General features: G+C 35.2%; 21 protein-coding genes. 15 read left to right on the top strand and 6 right to left on the bottom strand.

The annotated features are described in order from the left end of the window. The first annotated feature begins 15 nt into the window (after window positions 1-15). The 4 genes from C3L50_RS06860 (at window position 16) to C3L50_RS06845 (ending at window position 6,065) form a co-directional block, all read left to right on the top strand. Window positions 16-2,379 carry a glycoside hydrolase family 31 protein gene (locus C3L50_RS06860; RefSeq protein ID WP_103805555.1) on the top strand — a complete coding sequence of 788 codons (2,364 nt, stop codon included), beginning with the start codon at window positions 16-18 and terminating at the stop codon, window positions 2,377-2,379. A 53-nt stretch (window positions 2,380-2,432) separates the two neighbouring features. Continuing rightward, complete coding sequence (locus C3L50_RS06855) at window positions 2,433-4,085, top strand: alpha-amylase family glycosyl hydrolase (protein WP_103805422.1); 1,653 nt, start codon at window positions 2,433-2,435, stop codon at window positions 4,083-4,085. Between the two features lie 106 nt (window positions 4,086-4,191). Next, on the top strand, window positions 4,192-4,860 hold the full coding sequence (locus tag C3L50_RS06850) for a glycerophosphodiester phosphodiesterase (protein ID WP_103805421.1): 669 nt from the start codon (window positions 4,192-4,194) through the stop codon (window positions 4,858-4,860). Beyond that, window positions 4,857-6,065, top strand: a complete 1,209-nt coding sequence (locus C3L50_RS06845; RefSeq protein ID WP_103805420.1) for a BaiN/RdsA family NAD(P)/FAD-dependent oxidoreductase — start codon at window positions 4,857-4,859, stop codon at window positions 6,063-6,065. Before C3L50_RS06850 ends, C3L50_RS06845 begins: the two co-directional genes overlap by 4 nt. 59 nt (window positions 6,066-6,124) lie before the next feature. On the opposite strand, the gene C3L50_RS06840 is transcribed toward C3L50_RS06845, so the two are convergent. Then, window positions 6,125-6,496 (bottom strand): helix-turn-helix domain-containing protein, encoded by a 372-nt coding sequence (locus tag C3L50_RS06840; RefSeq protein WP_103805419.1) that lies wholly within the window; start codon window positions 6,494-6,496, stop codon window positions 6,125-6,127. A 196-nt stretch (window positions 6,497-6,692) separates the two neighbouring features. On the opposite strand from C3L50_RS06840, the gene C3L50_RS06835 reads away from it, so the two are divergent. Both C3L50_RS06835 and C3L50_RS06830 read left to right on the top strand, forming a co-directional pair. Further along, window positions 6,693-7,223, top strand: coding sequence for a hypothetical protein (locus C3L50_RS06835; protein WP_133158856.1), 531 nt, complete (start codon window positions 6,693-6,695; stop codon window positions 7,221-7,223). A 27-nt stretch (window positions 7,224-7,250) separates the two neighbouring features. Then, window positions 7,251-7,571: a hypothetical protein gene (locus C3L50_RS06830; RefSeq protein ID WP_103805417.1), complete on the top strand. Its 321-nt coding sequence runs from the start codon at window positions 7,251-7,253 to the stop codon at window positions 7,569-7,571. A 92-nt stretch (window positions 7,572-7,663) separates the two neighbouring features. On the opposite strand, the gene C3L50_RS06825 is transcribed toward C3L50_RS06830, so the two are convergent. Continuing rightward, the gene (locus tag C3L50_RS06825; protein WP_103805416.1) at window positions 7,664-8,095 is read right to left on the bottom strand and encodes a tellurite resistance TerB family protein; all 432 of its coding nucleotides are present in this window, start codon (window positions 8,093-8,095) and stop codon (window positions 7,664-7,666) included. Between the two features lie 199 nt (window positions 8,096-8,294). Here C3L50_RS06825 and C3L50_RS06820 point away from each other — a divergent pair, with 199 nt between their 5' ends. From C3L50_RS06820 to C3L50_RS06805, 4 genes are read left to right on the top strand one after another with little or no spacing between them, the layout of a single operon-like run. Continuing rightward, window positions 8,295-8,888 carry a HupE/UreJ family protein gene (locus C3L50_RS06820; RefSeq protein WP_103805415.1) on the top strand — a complete coding sequence of 198 codons (594 nt, stop codon included), beginning with the start codon at window positions 8,295-8,297 and terminating at the stop codon, window positions 8,886-8,888. A gap of 8 nt (window positions 8,889-8,896) precedes the next feature. Beyond that, window positions 8,897-9,325: a deoxycytidylate deaminase gene (locus C3L50_RS06815; protein WP_103805414.1), complete on the top strand. Its 429-nt coding sequence runs from the start codon at window positions 8,897-8,899 to the stop codon at window positions 9,323-9,325. 1 nt (window position 9,326) lies between these two features. Next, complete coding sequence (locus C3L50_RS06810; RefSeq protein ID WP_103805413.1) at window positions 9,327-10,898, top strand: S41 family peptidase; 1,572 nt, start codon at window positions 9,327-9,329, stop codon at window positions 10,896-10,898. A gap of 48 nt (window positions 10,899-10,946) precedes the next feature. Beyond that, window positions 10,947-11,774, top strand: a complete 828-nt coding sequence (locus tag C3L50_RS06805) for an alpha/beta hydrolase (protein WP_103805412.1) — start codon at window positions 10,947-10,949, stop codon at window positions 11,772-11,774. Between the two features lie 14 nt (window positions 11,775-11,788). Here C3L50_RS06805 and C3L50_RS06800 read toward each other — a convergent pair whose 3' ends face one another. Genes C3L50_RS06800 through C3L50_RS06790 form a run of 3 tightly spaced genes read right to left on the bottom strand, consistent with a single transcriptional unit; the run spans window position 11,789 to window position 13,222 of the window. Then, a complete protein-coding gene (locus C3L50_RS06800; protein ID WP_103805411.1) occupies window positions 11,789-12,397 on the bottom strand; it encodes an FAD-dependent oxidoreductase in 609 nt (202 codons plus the stop codon). After that, the gene (locus C3L50_RS06795) at window positions 12,397-12,600 is read right to left on the bottom strand and encodes a hypothetical protein (RefSeq protein WP_103805410.1); all 204 of its coding nucleotides are present in this window, start codon (window positions 12,598-12,600) and stop codon (window positions 12,397-12,399) included. Before C3L50_RS06795 ends, C3L50_RS06800 begins: the two co-directional genes overlap by 1 nt. Before the next feature lie 46 nt (window positions 12,601-12,646). Then, window positions 12,647-13,222 (bottom strand): MarC family protein, encoded by a 576-nt coding sequence (locus C3L50_RS06790; protein ID WP_103805409.1) that lies wholly within the window; start codon window positions 13,220-13,222, stop codon window positions 12,647-12,649. 203 nt (window positions 13,223-13,425) lie between these two features. Here C3L50_RS06790 and C3L50_RS06785 point away from each other — a divergent pair, with 203 nt between their 5' ends. The 5 genes from C3L50_RS06785 to C3L50_RS06765 all read left to right on the top strand — a co-directional run bounded on the left by C3L50_RS06785 (window position 13,426) and on the right by C3L50_RS06765 (window position 18,981). Continuing rightward, window positions 13,426-13,998, top strand: coding sequence for a DUF3109 family protein (locus C3L50_RS06785; protein WP_103805408.1), 573 nt, complete (start codon window positions 13,426-13,428; stop codon window positions 13,996-13,998). A gap of 245 nt (window positions 13,999-14,243) precedes the next feature. Beyond that, the gene (locus C3L50_RS06780) at window positions 14,244-15,221 is read left to right on the top strand and encodes a ribonucleotide-diphosphate reductase subunit beta (protein WP_103805407.1); all 978 of its coding nucleotides are present in this window, start codon (window positions 14,244-14,246) and stop codon (window positions 15,219-15,221) included. Between the two features lie 276 nt (window positions 15,222-15,497). Next, complete coding sequence (locus C3L50_RS06775) at window positions 15,498-17,900, top strand: ribonucleoside-diphosphate reductase subunit alpha (RefSeq protein WP_103805406.1); 2,403 nt, start codon at window positions 15,498-15,500, stop codon at window positions 17,898-17,900. A 62-nt stretch (window positions 17,901-17,962) separates the two neighbouring features. Continuing rightward, complete coding sequence (locus C3L50_RS06770) at window positions 17,963-18,448, top strand: RDD family protein (RefSeq protein ID WP_103805405.1); 486 nt, start codon at window positions 17,963-17,965, stop codon at window positions 18,446-18,448. Window positions 18,449-18,522: 74 nt separating this feature from the next. Then, window positions 18,523-18,981, top strand: coding sequence for a GNAT family N-acetyltransferase (locus tag C3L50_RS06765; RefSeq protein ID WP_103805404.1), 459 nt, complete (start codon window positions 18,523-18,525; stop codon window positions 18,979-18,981). 34 nt (window positions 18,982-19,015) lie between these two features. Here C3L50_RS06765 and C3L50_RS06760 read toward each other — a convergent pair whose 3' ends face one another. Continuing rightward, window positions 19,016-20,764, bottom strand: a complete 1,749-nt coding sequence (locus tag C3L50_RS06760; RefSeq protein ID WP_103805403.1) for an ABC transporter ATP-binding protein — start codon at window positions 20,762-20,764, stop codon at window positions 19,016-19,018. Window positions 20,765-20,832 lie beyond the last annotated feature (68 nt).

Here is a 20,832-nt window from a genome sequence, read left to right as displayed (position 1 = left end):
CAAAAAACACAAACAATGAAAAAATTACTTTTCTTATTATTGATAAGTTCACTTTCCTTTGCACAAAACGCAAATAGAAAATTCGAAAGCTTCAAAGAAGTCAACAATACATTAGAAATAAACACTTCGGAAGGTCAATATATCATCAAAGCCTATTCTGAAAAAATTGTAGAAACCTCTTTTATTCCAAAGGGAGAAACCTTTAATCCAAACTCTCAAGCCGTCGTTTTAGCTCCAAAAACTGGAATTTCAAAAATAATTGAAACGCCAAGTTTTATTCATCTTTACACCAAAGGAATATTAGTTTCAGTTCAAAAATCACCTTTTCAAATTTTTTATGGAAAAGGAAATCAAATGTTTTTGTCGGAAAAAAACGGCTACTCCAAAAAAGAAAACGCCGAAGTCATCGATTTCAACCTTGACAGTTCCGAAATGATTTACGGTGGTGGCGCAAGAGTTTTGGGAATGAATCGTCGCGGGAATCGTTTGCAATTGTACAATCGCGCCAGTTATGGTTACGAAACCCGAGCTGATTTAATGAATTTCTGCATTCCAATGGTGTTATCGTCGAAAATGTATGCGGTTCATTTTGACAATTCCGCTATTGGCTACTTGGATTTAGACAGCAAGAAAGAGAATACTTTGGCGTATGAAACCATTTCCGGCCGAAAAACCTACCAAGTAATCGTGGGCGATTCCTGGACGGATTTGATTTCGAATTATACCGATTTAACTGGAAAACAACCTTTGCCCGCTCGATGGACTTTGGGGAATTTTTCCTCTCGTTTTGGGTATCACTCCCAAGAAGAAGTCGAAAAAACCATCAAGAAATTCGAAGACGACCAAATTCCTGTCGATGCCGTGATTCTCGATTTGTATTGGTTTGGCAAAGAAATGAAAGGCACAATGGGCAACTTAGATTGGGAAAAAGAAACCTTCCCAAACCCCGAAAAAATGATGGCCGATTTGAATGCGAAAGGAATCAAAACAGTTCTCATTACCGAACCTTTTGTACTCACAACTTCCAAGAAATGGCAAGAAGCCGTGGACAAAAAAGTGGTGGCAACCGATAAAAACGGAAATCCATTTACCTATGATTTCTACTTTGGCAACACCGGAATCATCGACATTTTCAAACCAGAAGGAAAAGATTGGTTCTGGAATATATACAAACGATTGATCAACCAAGGAGTTGGCGGACTTTGGGGTGATTTGGGCGAACCCGAAGTTTTCCCTTCCGAAGCCTTGACTGCTGGCGGAAAATCCGACGAAATCCACAATGTTTACGGACACAATTGGGCAAAATTAATCGCCGACGGTTACAAAAAAGACTTTCCAAATCAACGTCCGTTTATATTAATGCGTGCCGGCTATTCGGGTTCGCAACGTTTCGGGATGATGCCTTGGTCGGGTGACGTGAGTCGTTCTTGGGGTGGATTGCAATCGCAAACCGAAATTTCCCTTCAAATGGGAATGCAGGGAATGGCTTATATGCACTCGGATTTGGGCGGTTTTGCCGGCGATTATTTCGACAACGAATTATACCTTCGTTGGTTGCAATACGGCGTTTTCCAACCGATATTTCGTCCGCACGCCCAAGAAGAAGTGGCATCAGAAGTGGCTCGCAAAGACATCATCACCAAAGCAAAAGCCAAGAAACTAGTAGAATTGCGTTACCAACTTTTACCGTATAACTACACTTTGGCTTTCGAAAACAGCCAAAAAGGAACACCTTTGATGCGACCTTTATTTTTTGAAGAACCCAACAACACCAAATTATTGACCGTTTGCGAAACCTATCTTTGGGGGAATGACTTCTTAGTTACACCCATCACAAAATCTGGAGTGACTTCAACCTCCGTGTATTTTCCAAAAAACAACAACTGGTTTGATTTCTATTCCGATGAAGAACAATTGGCTGGAACGACTTCAACCATTACCGTTGTTGAAGACCATATACCTGTATTTGTTCGTGGAGGCGCTTTTATTCCAATGATAAAAACCATCCAAAACACATCGAAATATTCTTTAGACAACTTCGATTTGCATTATTATTTTGATGCGAAAACCACTCAAAGTTCCGGAAAATTATACAATGATGACGGAAAAACGGCAAACGCTTTTGAAAAAGGAGCATTTGAAGTTTTGAATTTTAATGGCAATACCAATGGCAAAACAGTAGTTGTTAAATTGAGTTCTGAAGTTGGGAAAAACTTTCCATCATCTGATAAGAATGTTTCATTTATCGTTCACAATATAAAAGCAAAATCAGTAACCGGAAACGGAAAAACTATTGCTTTCAAAACCGTTAAAAACAATATAGAAATTCCAGTTTCTTGGAAAAAAGGAACAGCAATGGAAATCAAAATTCAATTATAATTTATAAAACCTAAAAGGTTTTATAAACCTGTTAGGTTCAAAACAAAACAAATATGAAAAAAAATATCATCTTTTCAATCGCATTTCTTTCGCTGCTTTTCATCAGTTGTTCTTCAACAAAAACATCGACAGCATCATCAAAAACTCCTTTTGTTTGGGAAAATGCTAATGTGTATTTTCTTTTAATCGACCGATTCAACAATGGAGATAAAACGAACGATCATACTTTCAATAGAAATAAACCAACGGGAAAATTGCGTGGTTTTGAAGGAGGTGATATTCGAGGTGTAATCCAAAAATTAGACGAAGGTTACTTTGAAAAACTGGGGATAAATGCCATTTGGATGACGCCCGTTGTCGAACAAATTCACGATGGAGTTGACGAAGGAACTGGTTATAGCTATGGATTTCACGGCTATTGGACCAGAGATTGGTCAGCATTAGATCCAAGTTTTGGAACTAAAAAAGATTTGGCCGAATTGGTTCAAAAAGCGCACGCAAAAGGAATTCGTATTTTATTGGATGCTGTCATTAATCACACCGGACCAGTCACTACCGAAGATTCAGCTTATCCAAATGATTGGGTTAGAACGACGCCAAAATGCACTTACAAATCTTATGATACTTACATCAATTGTACCTTGGTCGAAAATCTTCCAGATGTAAAAACCGAAAGCAATGAGGTTGTAGCTTTGCCGCCATTTTTAGTTGAAAAATGGAAAAAAGAAGGTCGTTATGAACAAGAAGTAGCCGAATTGGATGCGTTTTTCACCAAAACAGGTTATCCTCGTGCGCCAAAATATTACATTATGAAATGGCTGTCAGATTACATCACCGATTATGGTATTGATGGCTACCGAGTGGATACGGCGAAGCACACTTATGAAGATGTTTGGGCTGATTTCAAGAAAGTTTGCGATCAATCCTTTGCAGATTTCAAAAAAAACAATCCTGAAAAAGTATTGGACAACAATGCGTTTTTTACCGTTGGCGAAGTATATGGCTATAATATTGGAGCAAAAAAACTATTTGATTTTGGAGACAAAAAAGTGGATTATTTCGCAAATGGATTTACTGGTTTAATCAATTTTGATTTTAGAAACGAAGCCAAAATGAATTACGAAAAATTATATTCTAAATACAATTCAATACTTCAAAATGACTTGAAAGGCAATACGGTGATGAACTATGTTTCTTCGCACGATGACAGTTCTCCTTATGACAAGAAACGTGAAAAAACCTTCGAAAGTGGCACAAAATTATTGCTTGCGCCGGGAATTTCACAGGTTTATTATGGCGACGAAAGCGCTCGTCCGCTAGACATTCCGGGAACTATAGGAGATGCAACTTTGCGTTCGATGATGAATTGGGAGGAAATAAAAACCAATCCCGAAACCCAAAAAGTGCTTTTACATTGGCAAAAGCTAGGTAATTTCAGAAAAAATCATCCCGCCATTGGAGCAGGAATTCATCAAGAAATTTCGGCAAGCCCTTATGTTTTTAGCCGAACTTTTACCCAAGATAATTTCACGGATAATGTGGTTATTGGACTGGATTTACCAAAAGGACCGAAAGAAATTTCAGTAGGAACCATTTTCGAAAACGGAACGAAATTGAAAGATGCTTATTCTGGAAAAAAAGTCGTGGTTTCGAATGGAAAAGTTAGTATTGATAGCGAATTTGATATCGTTTTATTGGAAAAATAATTCAGAGCAAGAATTCAAACAATTATTCGCAAAGTTCCCAAAGTAAATGAATCCTTTGGGAACTTTGCTTTTTTCTTAAGTACCTTTGCGGTAAATTTAGCTGCAAATGAATCAACTTCTCAAAATTGGACATCGTGGTGTAAAAGGGTATGAACCTGAAAATACTTTAATCTCTTTTCAAAAAGCGATTGATTTGAAAGTGGACGGCATCGAACTGGACGTACATTTGAGTTCGGATGGTGAAATAATAGTCATTCACGACGAAACTATTGACAGAACTACCAATGGAAAAGGTCTTGTAAAAAATTTTTCTTCTTTGCAATTAAAACAATTTGGAATTCCAACTTTATCCGAAGTTTTAGAATTGATTAACAAGCAATGTTTTGTGAATATTGAGCTAAAAGGAATTGGAACTTCAAAACCTGTAGCCGAATTTATTGCTCTTTTCATTTCACAAAAAAACTGGAATCACACTGATTTTCTAGTTTCCAGTTTCGATTGGAAAATGTTGGAAGAAGTACAATTATTGAATCCAAAAATCCGAATTGGTGTTTTGACTGAAGAATCTGTTGACTTAGCTTTGGCTTTCGCCAAAAAAATAAAAGCCTATTCCATTCATCCTGATTATAGATTGCTAACAAAAGAAAATGTAGCTTTGATGCAAGAAAACGAATTCGAAGTTTATCCTTGGACTGTGAATTCAAAAGAAGACATTCAAAAAATAAAATCATTCAACGTAAACGGAATCATTTCCGATTTTCCTGATAAAATATGAACCAAAATTTTGACATAATAATTGTAGGCGGTGGCGCAGCGGGATTTTTTACGGCAATCAATATTGTGGAGAAAAATCCGAAGCTGAAAGTAGCTATTTTGGAACGGGGAAACGAAGTGTTATCTAAAGTACGAATTTCTGGCGGCGGAAGATGCAATGTGACCCACGCCTGTTTTGAACCCAACGAATTGGTAAAATTTTATCCGCGTGGCGAAAAAGAATTGCGCGGGCCTTTCCATCAATTTTGCTCTGGCGATACGGTGGAATGGTTCAGTAATCACGGAGTAGAACTGAAAATCGAGGATGATGGAAGAATGTTTCCCGTTTCGAATTCTTCGCAAACCATCATTGATTGCTTTATTGAAGCCACTCAAAAACTCAAAATTACTGTTTTGACTGGGCAAAGTCTAAAATCGATTTTCAAAAAAGAAAATTTTTGGAAAATAGAAACCCAAAGCAATAATTTTACAGCCGAAAAAATAATTCTCGCTACGGGAAGCAATCCAAAAATTTGGGAAATGGTGCAAACTTTGGGGCACACCATCGTAACTCCAGTTCCTTCCTTATTCACCTTCAACATCAAAGATTCGAGAATAAAGGAATTGCCTGGAGTTTCGGCACAAGTTTCTGTAAAAGTCAAAGACACAAAACTTACCTCAACTGGACCATTGTTAATCACGCATTGGGGAATGAGCGGCCCAGCTATTTTGAAATTATCGGCTTGGGGAGCCCGAATACTATCTGAAAAAAAGTATCAGTTCACCATTTTTATTAATTGGTTGAATGATTTGGACGCTGAAGATTCCGAAAAAATCCTTAAAAATCTAAAGCAAGAACACGCCAAAAAAATGGTTTCTAAGAAATCACCATTCGAAATCACCAACCGCCTTTGGGAAAGTTTGGTTTTAGCATCGGGTATTTCTGCCGAAACCAAATGGGCTGATTTATCTAAAGTTCAAATGCAAAACTTGGTCAATCAACTAACGAATTCTAGTTTTCAAGTGAACGGAAAAAGCACTTTCAAGGAAGAATTTGTAACTGCTGGCGGCATTGATTTAAAAGAAATTAACTTCAAAACGATGGAAAGCAAATTACACAAAAACCTTTATTTTGCTGGCGAAATCGTGAATATTGATGCTATTACTGGAGGTTTTAACTTTCAGAATGCTTGGACAAGCGGGTTTATTTTGGCGAGCAATTTATAATACAAATGTCCTGATTCAAACTCTAACTGGTTTTGCTTTATCAATTCAACTGCCAAATATTAACATTCGAAATTGCATAAGCACTGAGCAAAAGCATATAAAGGCGATAAATAGATTATCAAAAATGATTTAATTTGACTTTTTAACAACGCAATAATTTCTTCTTTTTCTTTAATGCGTAATTCGTATTGTTCTATCAACTTTTCGTCAATTGAAACCGTTTGATTGATGGTAGTTTCTTCTCCAAACAAATATGCAACACTGCTTTCCAGCAACTTCGAAATTTTAACAATTTCATTAGGCGTAAATGGAATTTCCCCTTTTTCTCTTCGGCTATATTGTGATTGATCTAAACCCAACTCGAATGCTAGATAACCTTGAGATAGTTTTTTTTCATCTCTAATAGCTTTGATTGTTTCGTGTAGCTGCATCTTTATTTGTAAGGATTATCAATTATGTTTAATTCACATAACAAATGTTGTTTTCACATTTGCCCATACAAATATATGCTTTTATTTGAAAGAAAAAAATTACTTATACAAATAAGTAAAAAAATAAAGCTGGTACAACAATAACAACTAATCCATTAACGTTTAACTATTTAACCTTTTAAAAAAATAAATAATTATGAAATCGAAAAAAATTAGCCTCAGATTTAAAAATCAATTGCTATTGAAGTGTTTTGCAATAGCACTTGTGTTCTTTAGTATGTCTTGTTCTAAAAATTCTTATGAATCATTAAGCAGCAATAATAGCGCTTTTGCAAAGAAAGTATTAGCAGATCCTCTTTTTGAAAATCTGGACAAAGCTTCTTATGAAGTAAAAATAAATGCCCTTAAATATGGTGGCGAAAAAATAGACCAAAATTTAGCCGCAATTCTTACAGAAGACATAAAAAACAATAAAATAACATCACAAGAAGAGTTAGTAAAGCGCAAAGAAGCAATAGGCTATAAGGACTATGATCTTCGGTCAAAAACAAGAATGGAATATGCAATGGCCTATTTAGCATTAATGAAAAAATATCCAGAATTAGCTCAAAACAAGACGGCTTTTTCAGAGTTTTTAGCAAAAAACAGTAAACACCAAATATCATTTGAAACCTCCCGAAAATTATTAGCCGAAAATAAAAACTCTAGAATGTATGTTGAAAAATAAAATAAATAATAATTCGGAATACTAATTATGTTGATTTTCTCAACGAGTTTTGTTAGTGCACAACCTCCAGCGCCGACAGCTGAAAGTTGTTATGCAAAATGGCTAGAGGGTATGACTATTGTTAATTCTACTTCGTATAGTGCAGAATGTGATGCTATGATACCATATATGCCAGAAGTTTCGAACCCTCCAACTGTTGAAGAATTTTTAGTTTTTACCCTATGGTATGAAGAGTGGAGTAATTGTGATATGGTAGCCGAATATCGATATCAACAGGATGTTGATTTAGTTAATACAGCCTATGATGAATGTATTGCACGAGTACCTGACCCTGAGGAAGAAAACTAAACAAAGAATAATTAAAATTTTCAATTATAAAATAAAAACAAACCCCGTTAGTTTTAAACTCTAACAGGGTTTGTTTTTATTTTACAATTTTCCTATCGATTCATATTTTGCATTTCACTAATAAAAGTATCTAAATCTACTTTTTTATCCACTAATGCCAATGCTTTATTTACTATATAATTGACATTAGCAGTAGTAAATCCTAGGGCTATAGCGAATTTTCTCAAAAGCGTTTCTTGCTTATCGCCTAGATGATGATCGTGATGCACCACTCTCGAAATATTGTATAAACTCTCCAACCTTTCAACATATAAATAAGGTGGATTTAATGGATATTTCAAAGGATTCTTCAAAATCTCTTTATATTCTTCCTCAGAAATATCAAGTTTTATCGCTAATTTGTCTAAAAACTTTTTCTCATCGGGATCAAATTCCCCATCTGCATACAAAACACGTACTACCGCAGAAAAACGTCCTTTTACTCGGTGTTTAAATTCACTATCAAATAATTCAGCTATTGACATAATAAACAGATTTTAAAGTTGTCCTATAAAGATACAACTTATTTCGATTTTTTCAAATACCAAAATCAATATTTTCATATGAATTTCTCTGCTTAGATAAAATAAGTGAAGCAAGAAATGCTTTTAACAGTATCCTATAAAACTAATTTCAAAATAAATTGTAAGTTTGACAACCCCTAATCTTATAAAACTATTAGTAATGTCAGAATTTTGGATTTTTTTCGAAAAAGGCTTGCGGCATATTCTAAACCTAACCGCTTATGACCACATATTATTTCTAATGGCTTTGACGATTCCGTATGCTTTCAAAGACTGGAAAAAATTATTGCTTTTAGTAACCATTTTCACCGTTGGACACACCTTAGCATTGCTTTTGTCTGTTTATGGAATTGTGATTATAAAAGTCAATTTGGTCGAATTTTTAATTCCAATAACCATTCTAATCATCGCTTTTTTTAATCTTTTCACGGCAGGAAAATCTTCAAAAGGCGAAAGCATTAGCGTAATTGGATTCGTAACTTTGTTTTTTGGAATTGTACACGGTTTGAGTTTTGCGGGATATTTTAAAACCTTAGTAAGCGGTTCGTCACAGTCAAAATTATTGCCCTTAACTGAGTTTTCATTAGGGATAGAAGCATCACAAATAGTTGTGGTTTTTATTGTATTGATACTTTCGTATATTGTTCAAACGGTCTTTAGATTTTCAAAACGCGATTGGACACTCGTAATGTCGTCATTTATCATCGGAGTTGTTTTGCCAATGATCATTTCGAGTAAAATTTGGATTAGATAAAATTAAAAATGGAAAAGAAAAAATTAAATAAATACGACAAAGCCTATCTTCGAATTGCCAAAGAATGGAGCCTTTTGTCCTATTGCAAACGCAAACAAGTAGGTGCTATAATCGTTAGAGATAAAATGATTATTTCTGACGGATACAATGGAACGCCTTCTGGTTTTGAAAATTGCTGCGAAGACGAAGAAGGTTTAACCAATTGGTATGTACTTCACGCAGAGGCAAATGCGATTCTAAAAGTAGCCAAATCTACCCAAACTTGCGAAGGAGCAACGCTCTATATCACGCTTTCTCCTTGTAAAGAATGTAGCAAATTAATTCACCAATCAGGCATAAAAAGAGTGGTTTATCAATTAGGTTACCGAGACACTTCTGGAGTTGATTTTCTAGAAAAAGCAGGTGTAATAGTAGAACAAATTGAAGTTTTAGACTAAAATGAAAACAAACCCTAAATACCTTCCAATACTCCTTTTTGCAACACTTGCCTTTGGAATTCTTTTGGGTGGATGGCTGAATTTTCCTGGGCAAAACCAGTTTTTGGCTAAAAACAATTCAAAAAACAAACTCAATAAATTACTTGATTTTATTGACAACGAATATGTCGATAAAGTAAACGCTGACACCATTACCAATCGAGCAATCGACAACATTTTGGCACAATTGGATCCGCATTCAGTCTATATTCCACCCAGCGAGCAAGCACAAGTTGCCGAAAGTATGCGTGGCGAATTTGTGGGAATTGGGGTGAATTTCTATATGTATAAAGATTCTGTTGCGATAATAAAACCAGTCGAAAATGGGCCTTCGGAAAAAGCGGGGATTCAATCTGGCGACCGAATTCTTTATGCCGACAAGACCAAATTGTTTGGACGAAAATTACCCACAGATAGTTTATTTTCTAAACTAAAAGGAAAAGAAGGTTCCGAAATTTTAGTCACCGTTTATCGAAAATCCGAAAACAAAAAAATAAACATTAAGATCAAACGAGGTGTCATTCCTATAAAAAGTGTGGATGCAGCCCTACTTTTGAACCCAACTACAGGTTACATAAAAATTAATCGATTTGCCGAAAGCACTTTCGACGAATTCAAAACGGGTTTGACACAACTGAAAGAAAAAGGCATAAAATCACTCGTTATCGATCTTCGTGACAATGGCGGTGGCTATCTCGAGCAAGCTGTGGCGATTGCAGACGAATTTCTAACAGACAAACAATTAATTGTTTATACCAAAGACAAGAATGGCACAATCGAAAAAACAATTGCTACAAAAACAGGTAGTTTCGAAAACGGAAAATTATTTGTTTTAATCAACGAAAACAGTGCATCGGCGAGCGAAATATTGGCTGGAGCCATTCAAGATAATGATAGAGGAACTATTGTAGGTCGTCGTTCTTTTGGAAAAGGATTGGTGCAAAGAGAAATGGATTTTGAAGATGGCTCAGCCGTTCGATTGACAATTGCTCGATATTACACTCCAACAGGACGATCGATACAAAAACCCTATACAAAAGGTACCGAAGATTATATGAAAGAATCTGAATCGCGTTTTAAAAGCGGAGAATTGTATCATAAAGACAGCATAAAAACACCAAACACACCCAAATTTAAAACCCCAAAAGGTAAAATAGTATATGGTGGTGGCGGGATTGTTCCCGATATTTTTGTCCCTCTTGAATTGGAATCGAGCAAAGAACACACGGCTTATTTATTGCAAACAGGAATTTTGGGTCAATTTGTTTTTGAGCAGTTAGACCACAACCGAAACGTTTTTAAAGGATTGACTTTCGAGCAATTTAAAGCCAAAATGGAGGGAACGGATTTGTATTTCAACGCCTTTCAAAAACACCTTTTCAAGAATGGCATAAATATGAGTTTAGACAATAACAAATTATTGGTTAAACGCTATTTAGCAGCCGAATTCTCTCGACAACTCTATAATGAAAGTAAATTTTATGAAATTATACTAAAGAACGATGCGATGGTAAAAAAGGTAGTAGCTCAATAATTTGTCTAAATAAAAATTAGATTATTTCATTAATAAACTTCAAAATTTATGAGAAAAACATTTTTTTTAATGTTGTTATTGGCATCATTTTCTCTGTTCGCTCAACAAGAATATGGCATAGAAAAAGACATACATTACTATCCAGAATCAGTTAACAAAAACGACAAATATATAGCTTCAAAATGCACTCTTGATGTTTATTACCCTAAAGGCAAGAAAAACTTTAGCACTATTGTATGGTTTCACGGTGGTGGCCTAACTGAAGGAAACAAAGAGATTCCAAAAGCACTAATGGAAAAAGGGTTTGCAATAATTGGAGTCGAATACCGATTTTCGCCTGTAGTTAATGCACCAGCATATATCGAAGATGCAGCTGCGGCAACTGCTTGGGTTTTTCAACACATTAACAATTATGGAGGAAATTCTAATTTAATTTTTTTATCGGGGCATTCAGCCGGAGGTTACTTGGCAATGATGATTACATTAGACAAAAAATATTTGAATAAATATGCCATTGATGCCAATAGTGTTGCAGGAATTATCCCTTTTAGTGGTCAGGCAATAACTCATTTTACGATTCGAAAAGAAAAAGGAATTGCTGAAACACAACCAACAATAGATGAATATGCTCCCCTCTATTTTGTTCGAAAAGATGCACCACCAATGTTTTTAATTACAGGCGACCCTGAAATGGAACTGTACGGACGTTATGAAGAAAACGCGTATTTGAACCGTATGATGAAACTTGTGGGAAATAAAACAACAACCCTTTGCAAACTCGAGGGCTTCAATCACGGCAATATGCCAGAACCAGCTTTCCCGTTACTAATCAATGAGGTCAATAGGATTAGTAAAGAAACTTTAGATAGAAAATAAAAGTAAAAACAGGATTATTTCTTAATACTATCGTGAACTTGAACTGAAAGACCTCCATTCCATAACGTAAGAATATCTAACCCAACAGAGGCACCACTTCCCACAGCAATCGCTACTTGGCTTCTTAATCCAGCAAGTGTTCCAGTTACATAAATGCCGTCTGCCACTTTGTGGTCGTTGTTTTGGAGTTGAATTCTTTGTTTTTCGGCTGGTGCTTTTTGATGAGGCATCACAAAATCCATTAAACCTTCGATGGCAAAAGTATTGGCAGCACCAATTCCCACAACAACCATTTTGGATTTATAACTGTTTTTATTTGTAGTAATGGTAAATTCAGGCGATTGGCCTTCAATCTTAAGAACTTTTTCGCTTGAAATTTGAGTAATATGAGGATACGTTTCAGATAAATGTTGAATACTTTCGACCAGTAAATCGGCACCTAATTTGCCTGGAGAAATTCCGTAAACATTATTTAAAACCGCTTCTTGAAGATTAGAATTTTTCTGATGAGCAATAACTCCAATAGTTTTATCAGTAACAAAAGGTTTGTTCTTGGCAGAACCCAAAACCAAAGCACAAGACATTCCAGAAACACCTCCGCCAATAATTAACACATCAAACATTAGAATTTATCGTTCATTTTTTCTTCGATGCTTTTTGACATTCTAAATATCAATAGAATTAAAATAGCGCAAAAAGAAGCAGCAATCCCGATAAAAGCAATCATACTATTGCCTTCGAAAGGATTTTTGAAGTCAAGCAAGCTAATATTAAATAAAATTAGCCCAATTGCCAAAACTACTAATATGTTAGTAAAAATTTTCATGTTCAGTATTTTAGTAAAATGATGGGTAAATTTATAAAAAATTAATCTACAGGAACAAATCTTTAACATTACCAGCAAATAATTTAACAGCTATAGCCAAAAGAACCACTCCAAAAGCCTTTCTTATCACTCCCAAACCATTTTTTCCTAACATTCTTTCGATTTTGGCTGATGATTTCAAAACGATATAAACCACAATAATATTCAAAACTATGGCAATAAGAATATTTACCGTTTGATATTGTGCTTTTAATGACAATAAAGTCGTCATTGTTCCAGCTCCTGCAATCAACGGAAAAGCAATAGGAACAATCGATGCCGAACTGGATTCTTCGTCGCGATAAATGCGAATTCCTAAAATCATTTCAAGAGCCAAAAAGAACAATACAAAAGAACCTGCAACGGCAAATGAATGCACATCAATACCAATTAATTTTAGTAATTCTTCACCAACAAATAGAAAAACAATCATAATCATTCCTGCAACAATAGAGGCTTTCTCTGATTCAATATGCCCGTGTTTGGACTTCAAATCAACCATAACAGGAATCGTTCCTACAATATCAATCACAGCAAAAAGCACCATTCCGACAGTCGCTATTTCTTTAAAATCCAATTCCATATTTCATAATTTTATGAGACAAAAGTAGTGTATTCTATGCGATTAACTCATAAATAAGGGTTAATTTTTAGCAAAACCATCAAACACACAGACCAACTACATCAGTTTCAAACTAAACTGTTTTACGATATTCAAATTATTTTTGAATTAAAAAACTAAAAATTTAACAGTCAAAATTCAGAATTGAAACCTATATTTGCAAAATGTTTCAACTAGGAAAAACCATCGTATCGGAAGATATTCTCGAAAAAGAATTTGTTTGTAATTTATCAGCTTGCAAAGGGGCATGTTGCGTCGATGGAGATGCTGGCGCACCATTAAGCGAAGCCGAAACCAAAATTATGGAAGCCATTTATCCAAAGGTAAAACCATTTCTACGCAAAGAAGGTGTTGCAGCCATCGAAGCACAAGGAACTTGGACCAAAGGCACCGAGGGCGATCTAGAAACACCTTTAATTGACAATAAAGATTGCGCATACGTCATCTTTGACGGAAAAACTGCATTATGCGGAATCGAACAAGCCTACAATCAAGGAATCGTGGACTGGAAAAAACCTGTTTCTTGCCACTTATACCCTATTCGTGTAAAAGATTTTACAGAATTTGCCGCAGTCAATTATGACAAATGGGACATATGCAATGACGCCTGCTCTTTAGGTAAAGAATTGGAAGTTCCTGTATATAAATTTGTCAAAGAAGCACTCATTAGACGATTTGGCGAAGACTGGTATTTTGAACTCGAAAAAGTCGCCAAGGAACTGAAAGAAGAACGTTAAAATAATTTAGAAACTTTCTTTTTTATCTCTTTTAAATCCCTATGTTTTAGGGTGTTTTCCATATTTTGCTGTTTATAACTATTTGACATACAATTATTTGTGATTTGTATGAAAAATATTCAAATTGTTAAAAACTCAAGCCGATTGTGAATAAGTTTGGCTTTTAATAACCGTGATAATTCACAATCTTTGTAATCGACGAAAAGCACATATTTCGTTAAAATCTCAAAAAAATAAAAATCGCAATGTCACAAATTGAACCAATCTTACAAGAAAACAAAAATCGATTCGTAATTTTTCCTATTAAACACCAAGATATTTGGGAATTTTATAAAAGTATGGAAGCCAGTTTCTGGACTGCAGAAGAAATTGATTTAGCTCAAGATTTAAACGATTGGAACAATAAATTAAGTGAAGACGAAAAATATTTCGTAAAACATATTCTTGCCTTCTTTGCAGCTTCTGACGGAATCGTAAACGAAAATTTAGCTCAAAACTTCGTTAACGAAGTGCAATATGCCGAGGCAAAATTCTTCTATGGCTTTCAGATAATGATGGAAAATATTCATAGCGAAACCTATTCGCTTTTGATTGACACTTATGTAAAAGATGAAGCCGAAAAGGACGAATTATTCAATGCCATCGAAAGATTTCCAGCTATTCAGAAAAAAGCAGAATGGGCTTTGAAATGGATCGAATCCGATTCTTTTGCCGAAAGATTAATTGCTTTTGCTGCGGTAGAAGGAATTTTCTTTTCAGGAAGTTTTTGTTCCATTTTTTGGTTAAAAAAACGAGGTTTGATGCCAGGATTAACCTTTTCAAACGAATTAATATCGCGTGACGAAGGCGTTCACTGTGATTTTGCTGTGCATTTACACAATCACCATTTGAAACATAAAGTATCAAAAGCACGTATCAGAGAAATTATTGTTGATGCTTTGAATATCGAAAGAGAATTCATTACTGAATCTATTCCGGTGAGTTTGATTGGAATGAATGCCACTTTGATGACTCAATATTTAGAATTTGTAACCGACAGATTATTAGTAGAATTAGGTTGCAAAAGAGAATACAACACAGCCAATCCTTTTGATTTTATGGATATGATTTCGCTTCAAGGAAAAACTAATTTCTTCGAAAAGAAAGTAGCCGAATATCAAAAATCAGGAGTAATGAATACCGATTCTGATGCTCAAAAAATTAGCTTCGACGCTGATTTTTAATATTTTTTTACCGCAAAGACGCAAAGTCGCTAAAAAAACAATTGTTAGTACTCTTTGTCAAAGTTTTAAATTTTGACAAAGATTTTTATAACATAAAACTAAAAAACTTTGTCAAAGTTTTAAATTTTGACAAAGTTTTTTATAACATAAAACTAAAAAACTTTGCGCCCTAGCGCCTTTGCGGCAATAAACCCTCGGGATTAGTTTCCCAAAAAATAATACAAATTCACCAAAATAGAAAAGGGATTTTCTGTTTTAAAAAACAACAACAAGATTATGTACGTAGTAAAAAGAGACGGCCACAAAGAGCCCGTAATGTTCGACAAGATCACAGATAGAATTAAAAAACTATGCTATGGTTTGAATGATTTAGTAGATGCCGTGAAAGTGGCAATGAGAGTAATTGAAGGACTTTACGATGGAGTTTCAACATCAGAATTAGATAATCTTGCAGCAGAAACTGCCGCTTCTATGACCATTGCGCATCCTGATTATGCACAATTAGCAGCTAGAATTGCCATTTCGAATTTGCATTCTAATACTAAAAAATCATTCTCGGAAACCATGAACGATATGTATCATTACATCAATCCGAGAACCAATATGGAGTCTCCTTTGCTTTCAGACCAAGTACATAAAGTGATTATGGAAAATGCTGAATTTTTGGATTCACACATTATATACAATAGAGATTTCAACTACGATTATTTTGGTTTCAAAACTTTGGAGCGTTCGTATTTATTGAAAATAAACGGAAAAATCGTAGAGCGTCCGCAACATATGTTGATGCGTGTTTCGGTTGGAATTCACTTAGATGATTTAAAATCGGTAATAGAAACCTACGACTTGATGTCGAAAAAATACTTTACTCACGCTACTCCAACTTTATTCAACGCTGGAACTCCAAAACCTCAAATGTCTTCTTGTTTCCTTTTGGCAATGAAAGACGATAGTATTGATGGAATTTATGACACTTTAAAAAACACCGCAAAAATTTCGCAATCGGCTGGTGGAGTAGGACTTTCTATTCACAACGTTCGTGCAACAGGTTCTTATATCCGCGGTACAAACGGAACCTCCAACGGAATTGTACCAATGTTGAGAGTATTTAACGATACGGCTCGCTATGTAGATCAAGGTGGTGGAAAACGCAAAGGAAGTTTTGCTGTTTACATTGAACCTTGGCATGCTGATATTTTCGAATTCTTAGACTTGAAAAAGAATACTGGAAAAGAAGAAATGCGCGCCAGAGATTTATTCTTTGCGATGTGGACTTCGGATCTATTTATGAAACGTGTACAAGAAAATGGCGATTGGACATTAATGTGTCCGAATGAATGCCCAGGTTTGTATGACGTTCACGGTGAGGAATTCGAAAAAATGTACACCGATTATGAAAAAGCAGGTAAAGGTAGAAAAACCATCAAAGCACACGAATTGTGGGAGAAAATTCTAGAATCGCAAATCGAAACTGGAACCCCATATATGTTGTACAAAGATGCTGTTAACAGAAAATCAAACCAAAAAAATCTAGGAACCATTCGTTCATCGAATTTGTGTACCGAGATTATGGAATATACTTCTGCAGATGAAATTGCGGTTTGCAATTTGGCTTCACTTTCGTTACCAATGTTTGTAGAAAACAAAAAATTCAACCACGAATTATTGTTCACAGTAACTAAACGAGTGACTAGAAACTTGAATAAAGTAATCGACAGAAATTACTATCCTGTTCAAGAAGCCGAGAACTCCAATATGCGTCATCGCCCAATTGGTCTAGGAGTACAAGGTCTTGCCGATGCTTTTATTATGTTGCGTATGCCTTTTACTAGCGACGAAGCTAAAAAATTAAACCAAGAAATTTTCGAAACTTTATACTTTGCAGCCGTAACCGCTTCGATGGAAATGGCAAAAGAAGATGGTCCATATTCTACTTTTAAAGGATCGCCAATTTCGCAAGGAGAATTCCAACACAACCTTTGGGGATTGAAAGATGAAGAACTTTCAGGACGCTGGGACTGGGCATCTTTAAGAAAAGAAGTTATGGAGCACGGAGTTCGTAACTCATTGTTGGTAGCACCAATGCCAACCGCTTCGACTTCACAAATTTTAGGAAACAACGAAGCATTCGAACCTTACACTTCTAATATTTATACTAGACGTGTGCTTTCGGGAGAATTTATTGTGGTTAACAAACATTTACTGAATGATTTGGTAGAACGCGGTCTTTGGAACGAAACATTGAAACAAGAAATAATGCGTAACAATGGTTCTGTTCAAAATCTCGATATTCCTCAAGACTTGAAAGAATTGTACAAAACCGTTTGGGAAATGTCGATGAAAGACATTATCGATATGTCTCGCCAACGTGGTTATTTTGTAGATCAATCGCAATCGTTGAACTTGTTTATGCAAAACGCCAATTACTCTAAATTGACTTCAATGCATTTCTACGCTTGGCAGTCTGGATTGAAAACCGGAATGTATTATTTGAGAACCAAAGCAGCAGTTGACGCGATTAAATTTACGTTGAACAACGATAAAAAAGCAGAGCCAGCACCAGCCGTAGAAGTTGAAGACACTACATCTTCAGTCGAAATGAGCGTCGAAGAATACAGAGCAATGATCGAACTGGCCAAAAACGCTGGTCCAGAAGATTGCGAAATGTGTGGGTCTTAAAATGAAAAATTATCTTATATTTGAAACAGTTATCTTTTTGGCAACTGTTTTTTTTTAATTAAATGGAAACAAAATTCACGATACCACACTACATTTTAGCATCAAAAACCACTCGTTTATTGAACTTTGTTATTGATATATTTTTCATCAATATATTGTCTGTATTTGTGTATTTATTGTCCAGTTTCGTAAAGGTCAATGCAAATTTTCCTAAATTGTCAAATTGGATTGATTCATTAGATCAATATGAGAAAATTATTTACAGAATCATAATTTGTTTTTTCTATTATGGATTAACCGAATATTTGCTTTCAAAAACTTTTGCTAAATATTTTACAAAAACAATTGTTGTTTCAGAAGATGGTTCAAAACCAAATTTCATTACTATTTTAGCCAGAACTTCTTTAAGAATTATGCCGTTTGAATGTCTTACTTTTTTGAGAGGTAGAGAGCCAGGTTTTCACGATGACTATTCTAAAACATTTGTGGTAATAAAAGACAAACTAGAAAATAGTAAAAAGGAGTTTTTAGAGTTTCAAAATTTTTAAGATAATAAGTTGACACTACTTCCTCTCCGCAAGCGCAACCGTCAAGCTTGTACCCATAAATTATTTAAAACAAAATGAATACAATTAAAATTCTTCGAACCACTTCAGAAAATCAAGATTTTGCAAAATTGGTTATTGCACTTGATGCTTATTTGAAGATATTAGACGGAGAAGATCACGAGTTTTATGCCCATTTCAATAAAACTAATTTATTGAAAAACGCGGTGATTTGCTATGAAAATGACATCCCTGTAGGCATTGGGGCTTACAAAGAATATGAGCCTAAAACAGCAGAAATAAAACGAATGTACACTTTACCCGAATATCGTGGAAAAGGAATTGCTTCAAAAATTATTCACGAATTAGAACTTTGGGCAAAAGAAGAAAATTACACTACTAGCATCCTCGAAACAGGCTTCAAACAAGAAGATGCAATCTATTTATACCAAAAATTAGGATATACAATCATTGAAAACTATGGTCAATATAAAGGTGTTGAAAATAGTGTTTGTATGAAAAAATCATTAGATTAAAACGTGTTTTTAGAACAAATACAATCGCATAAAACTACTTCCTCTCTCCTATTTGTTGTCTCCACATTGCATAATACAAACCTTTCTCATCCAATAAATCTTGGTGCTTGCCTTGTTCGATGATTTGTCCTTGTTCCAGAACAAATATCTTATCAGCGTGCATAATGGTTGATAAACGGTGCGCAATCAAAACCGTAATTTGATCTTGTTTGGACGAAATACTTCGAATAGTTTTGGTGATTTCTTCTTCGGTAATTGAATCTAATGCAGAAGTGGCTTCATCAAAAAGCAGTAAATGCGGATTTCTAAGTAAAGCTCTTGCGATTGACAAACGCTGTTTTTCGCCTCCTGAAACTTTTATTCCGCCTTCGCCAATGGTGGTGTAAATGCCATTTTCAGCACGAGCCAATAAATTTTGACAAGCCGATTTTTGTAAAACATCATCAATTTCTTCATCGGTGGCATTGGGTTTTACAAACAATAAATTGTCTTTTATCGTTCCCGAAAATAGTTGGGCATCTTGGGTTACAAAACCCAACTGTTGTCTTAATTCAGTGAGGTCAATTTCTTTGGCATTTTTTTCATTGTAAAAAATAGCGCCTTCGGCAGGATTGTATAATCCGACCAACATTTTTACTAAAGTAGTTTTTCCACTTCCAGATGGGCCCACGAACGCAATGGTTTCGCCAGCTTTTGCATCAAAAGAAATGTTTTTTACAGCATAAGAACTTGCCGTTTGGTGTTTGAACGAAATATTCTCAAAACGCAAGTGATTGATAGCGCCAATAGTTTTAGGATTCTCAGGTGTAATTTCGCTTTCGGAATCCATTAAGTGGGCAAAATTATCCATAGATGCTTTTGTCTCATTGAAAGTAGCAATCACGTTCCCCAATTCCTGCAACGGATTAAACAAAAAGAAAGAGAAAAACATCAATGTAATCATATCTCCTGGTTTGATGATGCCATTAAAAATGAACATATAAAGCGCAAAAACCAAAGTAGTTCGCATAAAATGAACCGTTGTTCCTTGAATAAAACTCAAAGACCGAATGAAACGTACTTTTTTGAGTTCTAAGCCAAGAATTTTTAGCGTTGTTGTGTTCAATCGATTCACTTCTTGTTCGGTTAAGCCTAAACTTTTTACGAGTTCAATATTTCGCAATGATTCGGTTGTAGCTCCAGCCAATGCCGTGGTTTCTCCTAAAATTTCTTTAGAAACTTTTTTGATTCTTTTGCCTAAAAACGAGCTAATGAAAGCAATCACCGGAACAGTCGCCAAGAATATTGGCCCCAAAAGCCAATGAATACTTACAGCATAAACCACCACAAAGACAATCCCAACTATAGACTGAAAAATCAATGAAATAGATAGGGTGATGAATTTTTCGCAATCAGTTTTTACTTTCTGAAGTTTCCCTAAAGTTTCTCCGCTTCGTTGGTCTTCAAAATCCTGAAAAGGCAATTGCAAGGCTTTTTGAATGCCATCGGTGTACATTTGCGCACCCGTTCGTTGAATGATGATATTGGTATAATAATCCTGAAAGTTTTTGGCAATTCTCGAAACCATTGCTGCGCCTAAAGATAGCGCCAGCCAGCCTAGAACCGCTTTGGTGAAACTGAGCTGATTGTGATTGAAGTTGGCAACACCAACGCCACATTCATTAAGCAGCTTACCAATAATAATGGAATCAAATAAAGAAAAACACTGATTGATGGTGGCTAAAAATAGCGCAATGTATAAAAGCGTTTTATGGGTTTTGATGTAGGCATATAATATTTTCATAGAAAATGTTTTAAAAGGAAATAATTCAAGCTAAAAGTAACTGTTGAACTTATTTATAGTGCAAATTT

This window comes from Flavobacterium alvei, assembly GCF_002920895.1.
In the GTDB taxonomy this organism is placed as follows: Bacteria; Bacteroidota; Bacteroidia; order Flavobacteriales; family Flavobacteriaceae; genus Flavobacterium; species Flavobacterium alvei.
This window is presented reverse-complemented; position numbering and strand designations above follow the sequence as displayed.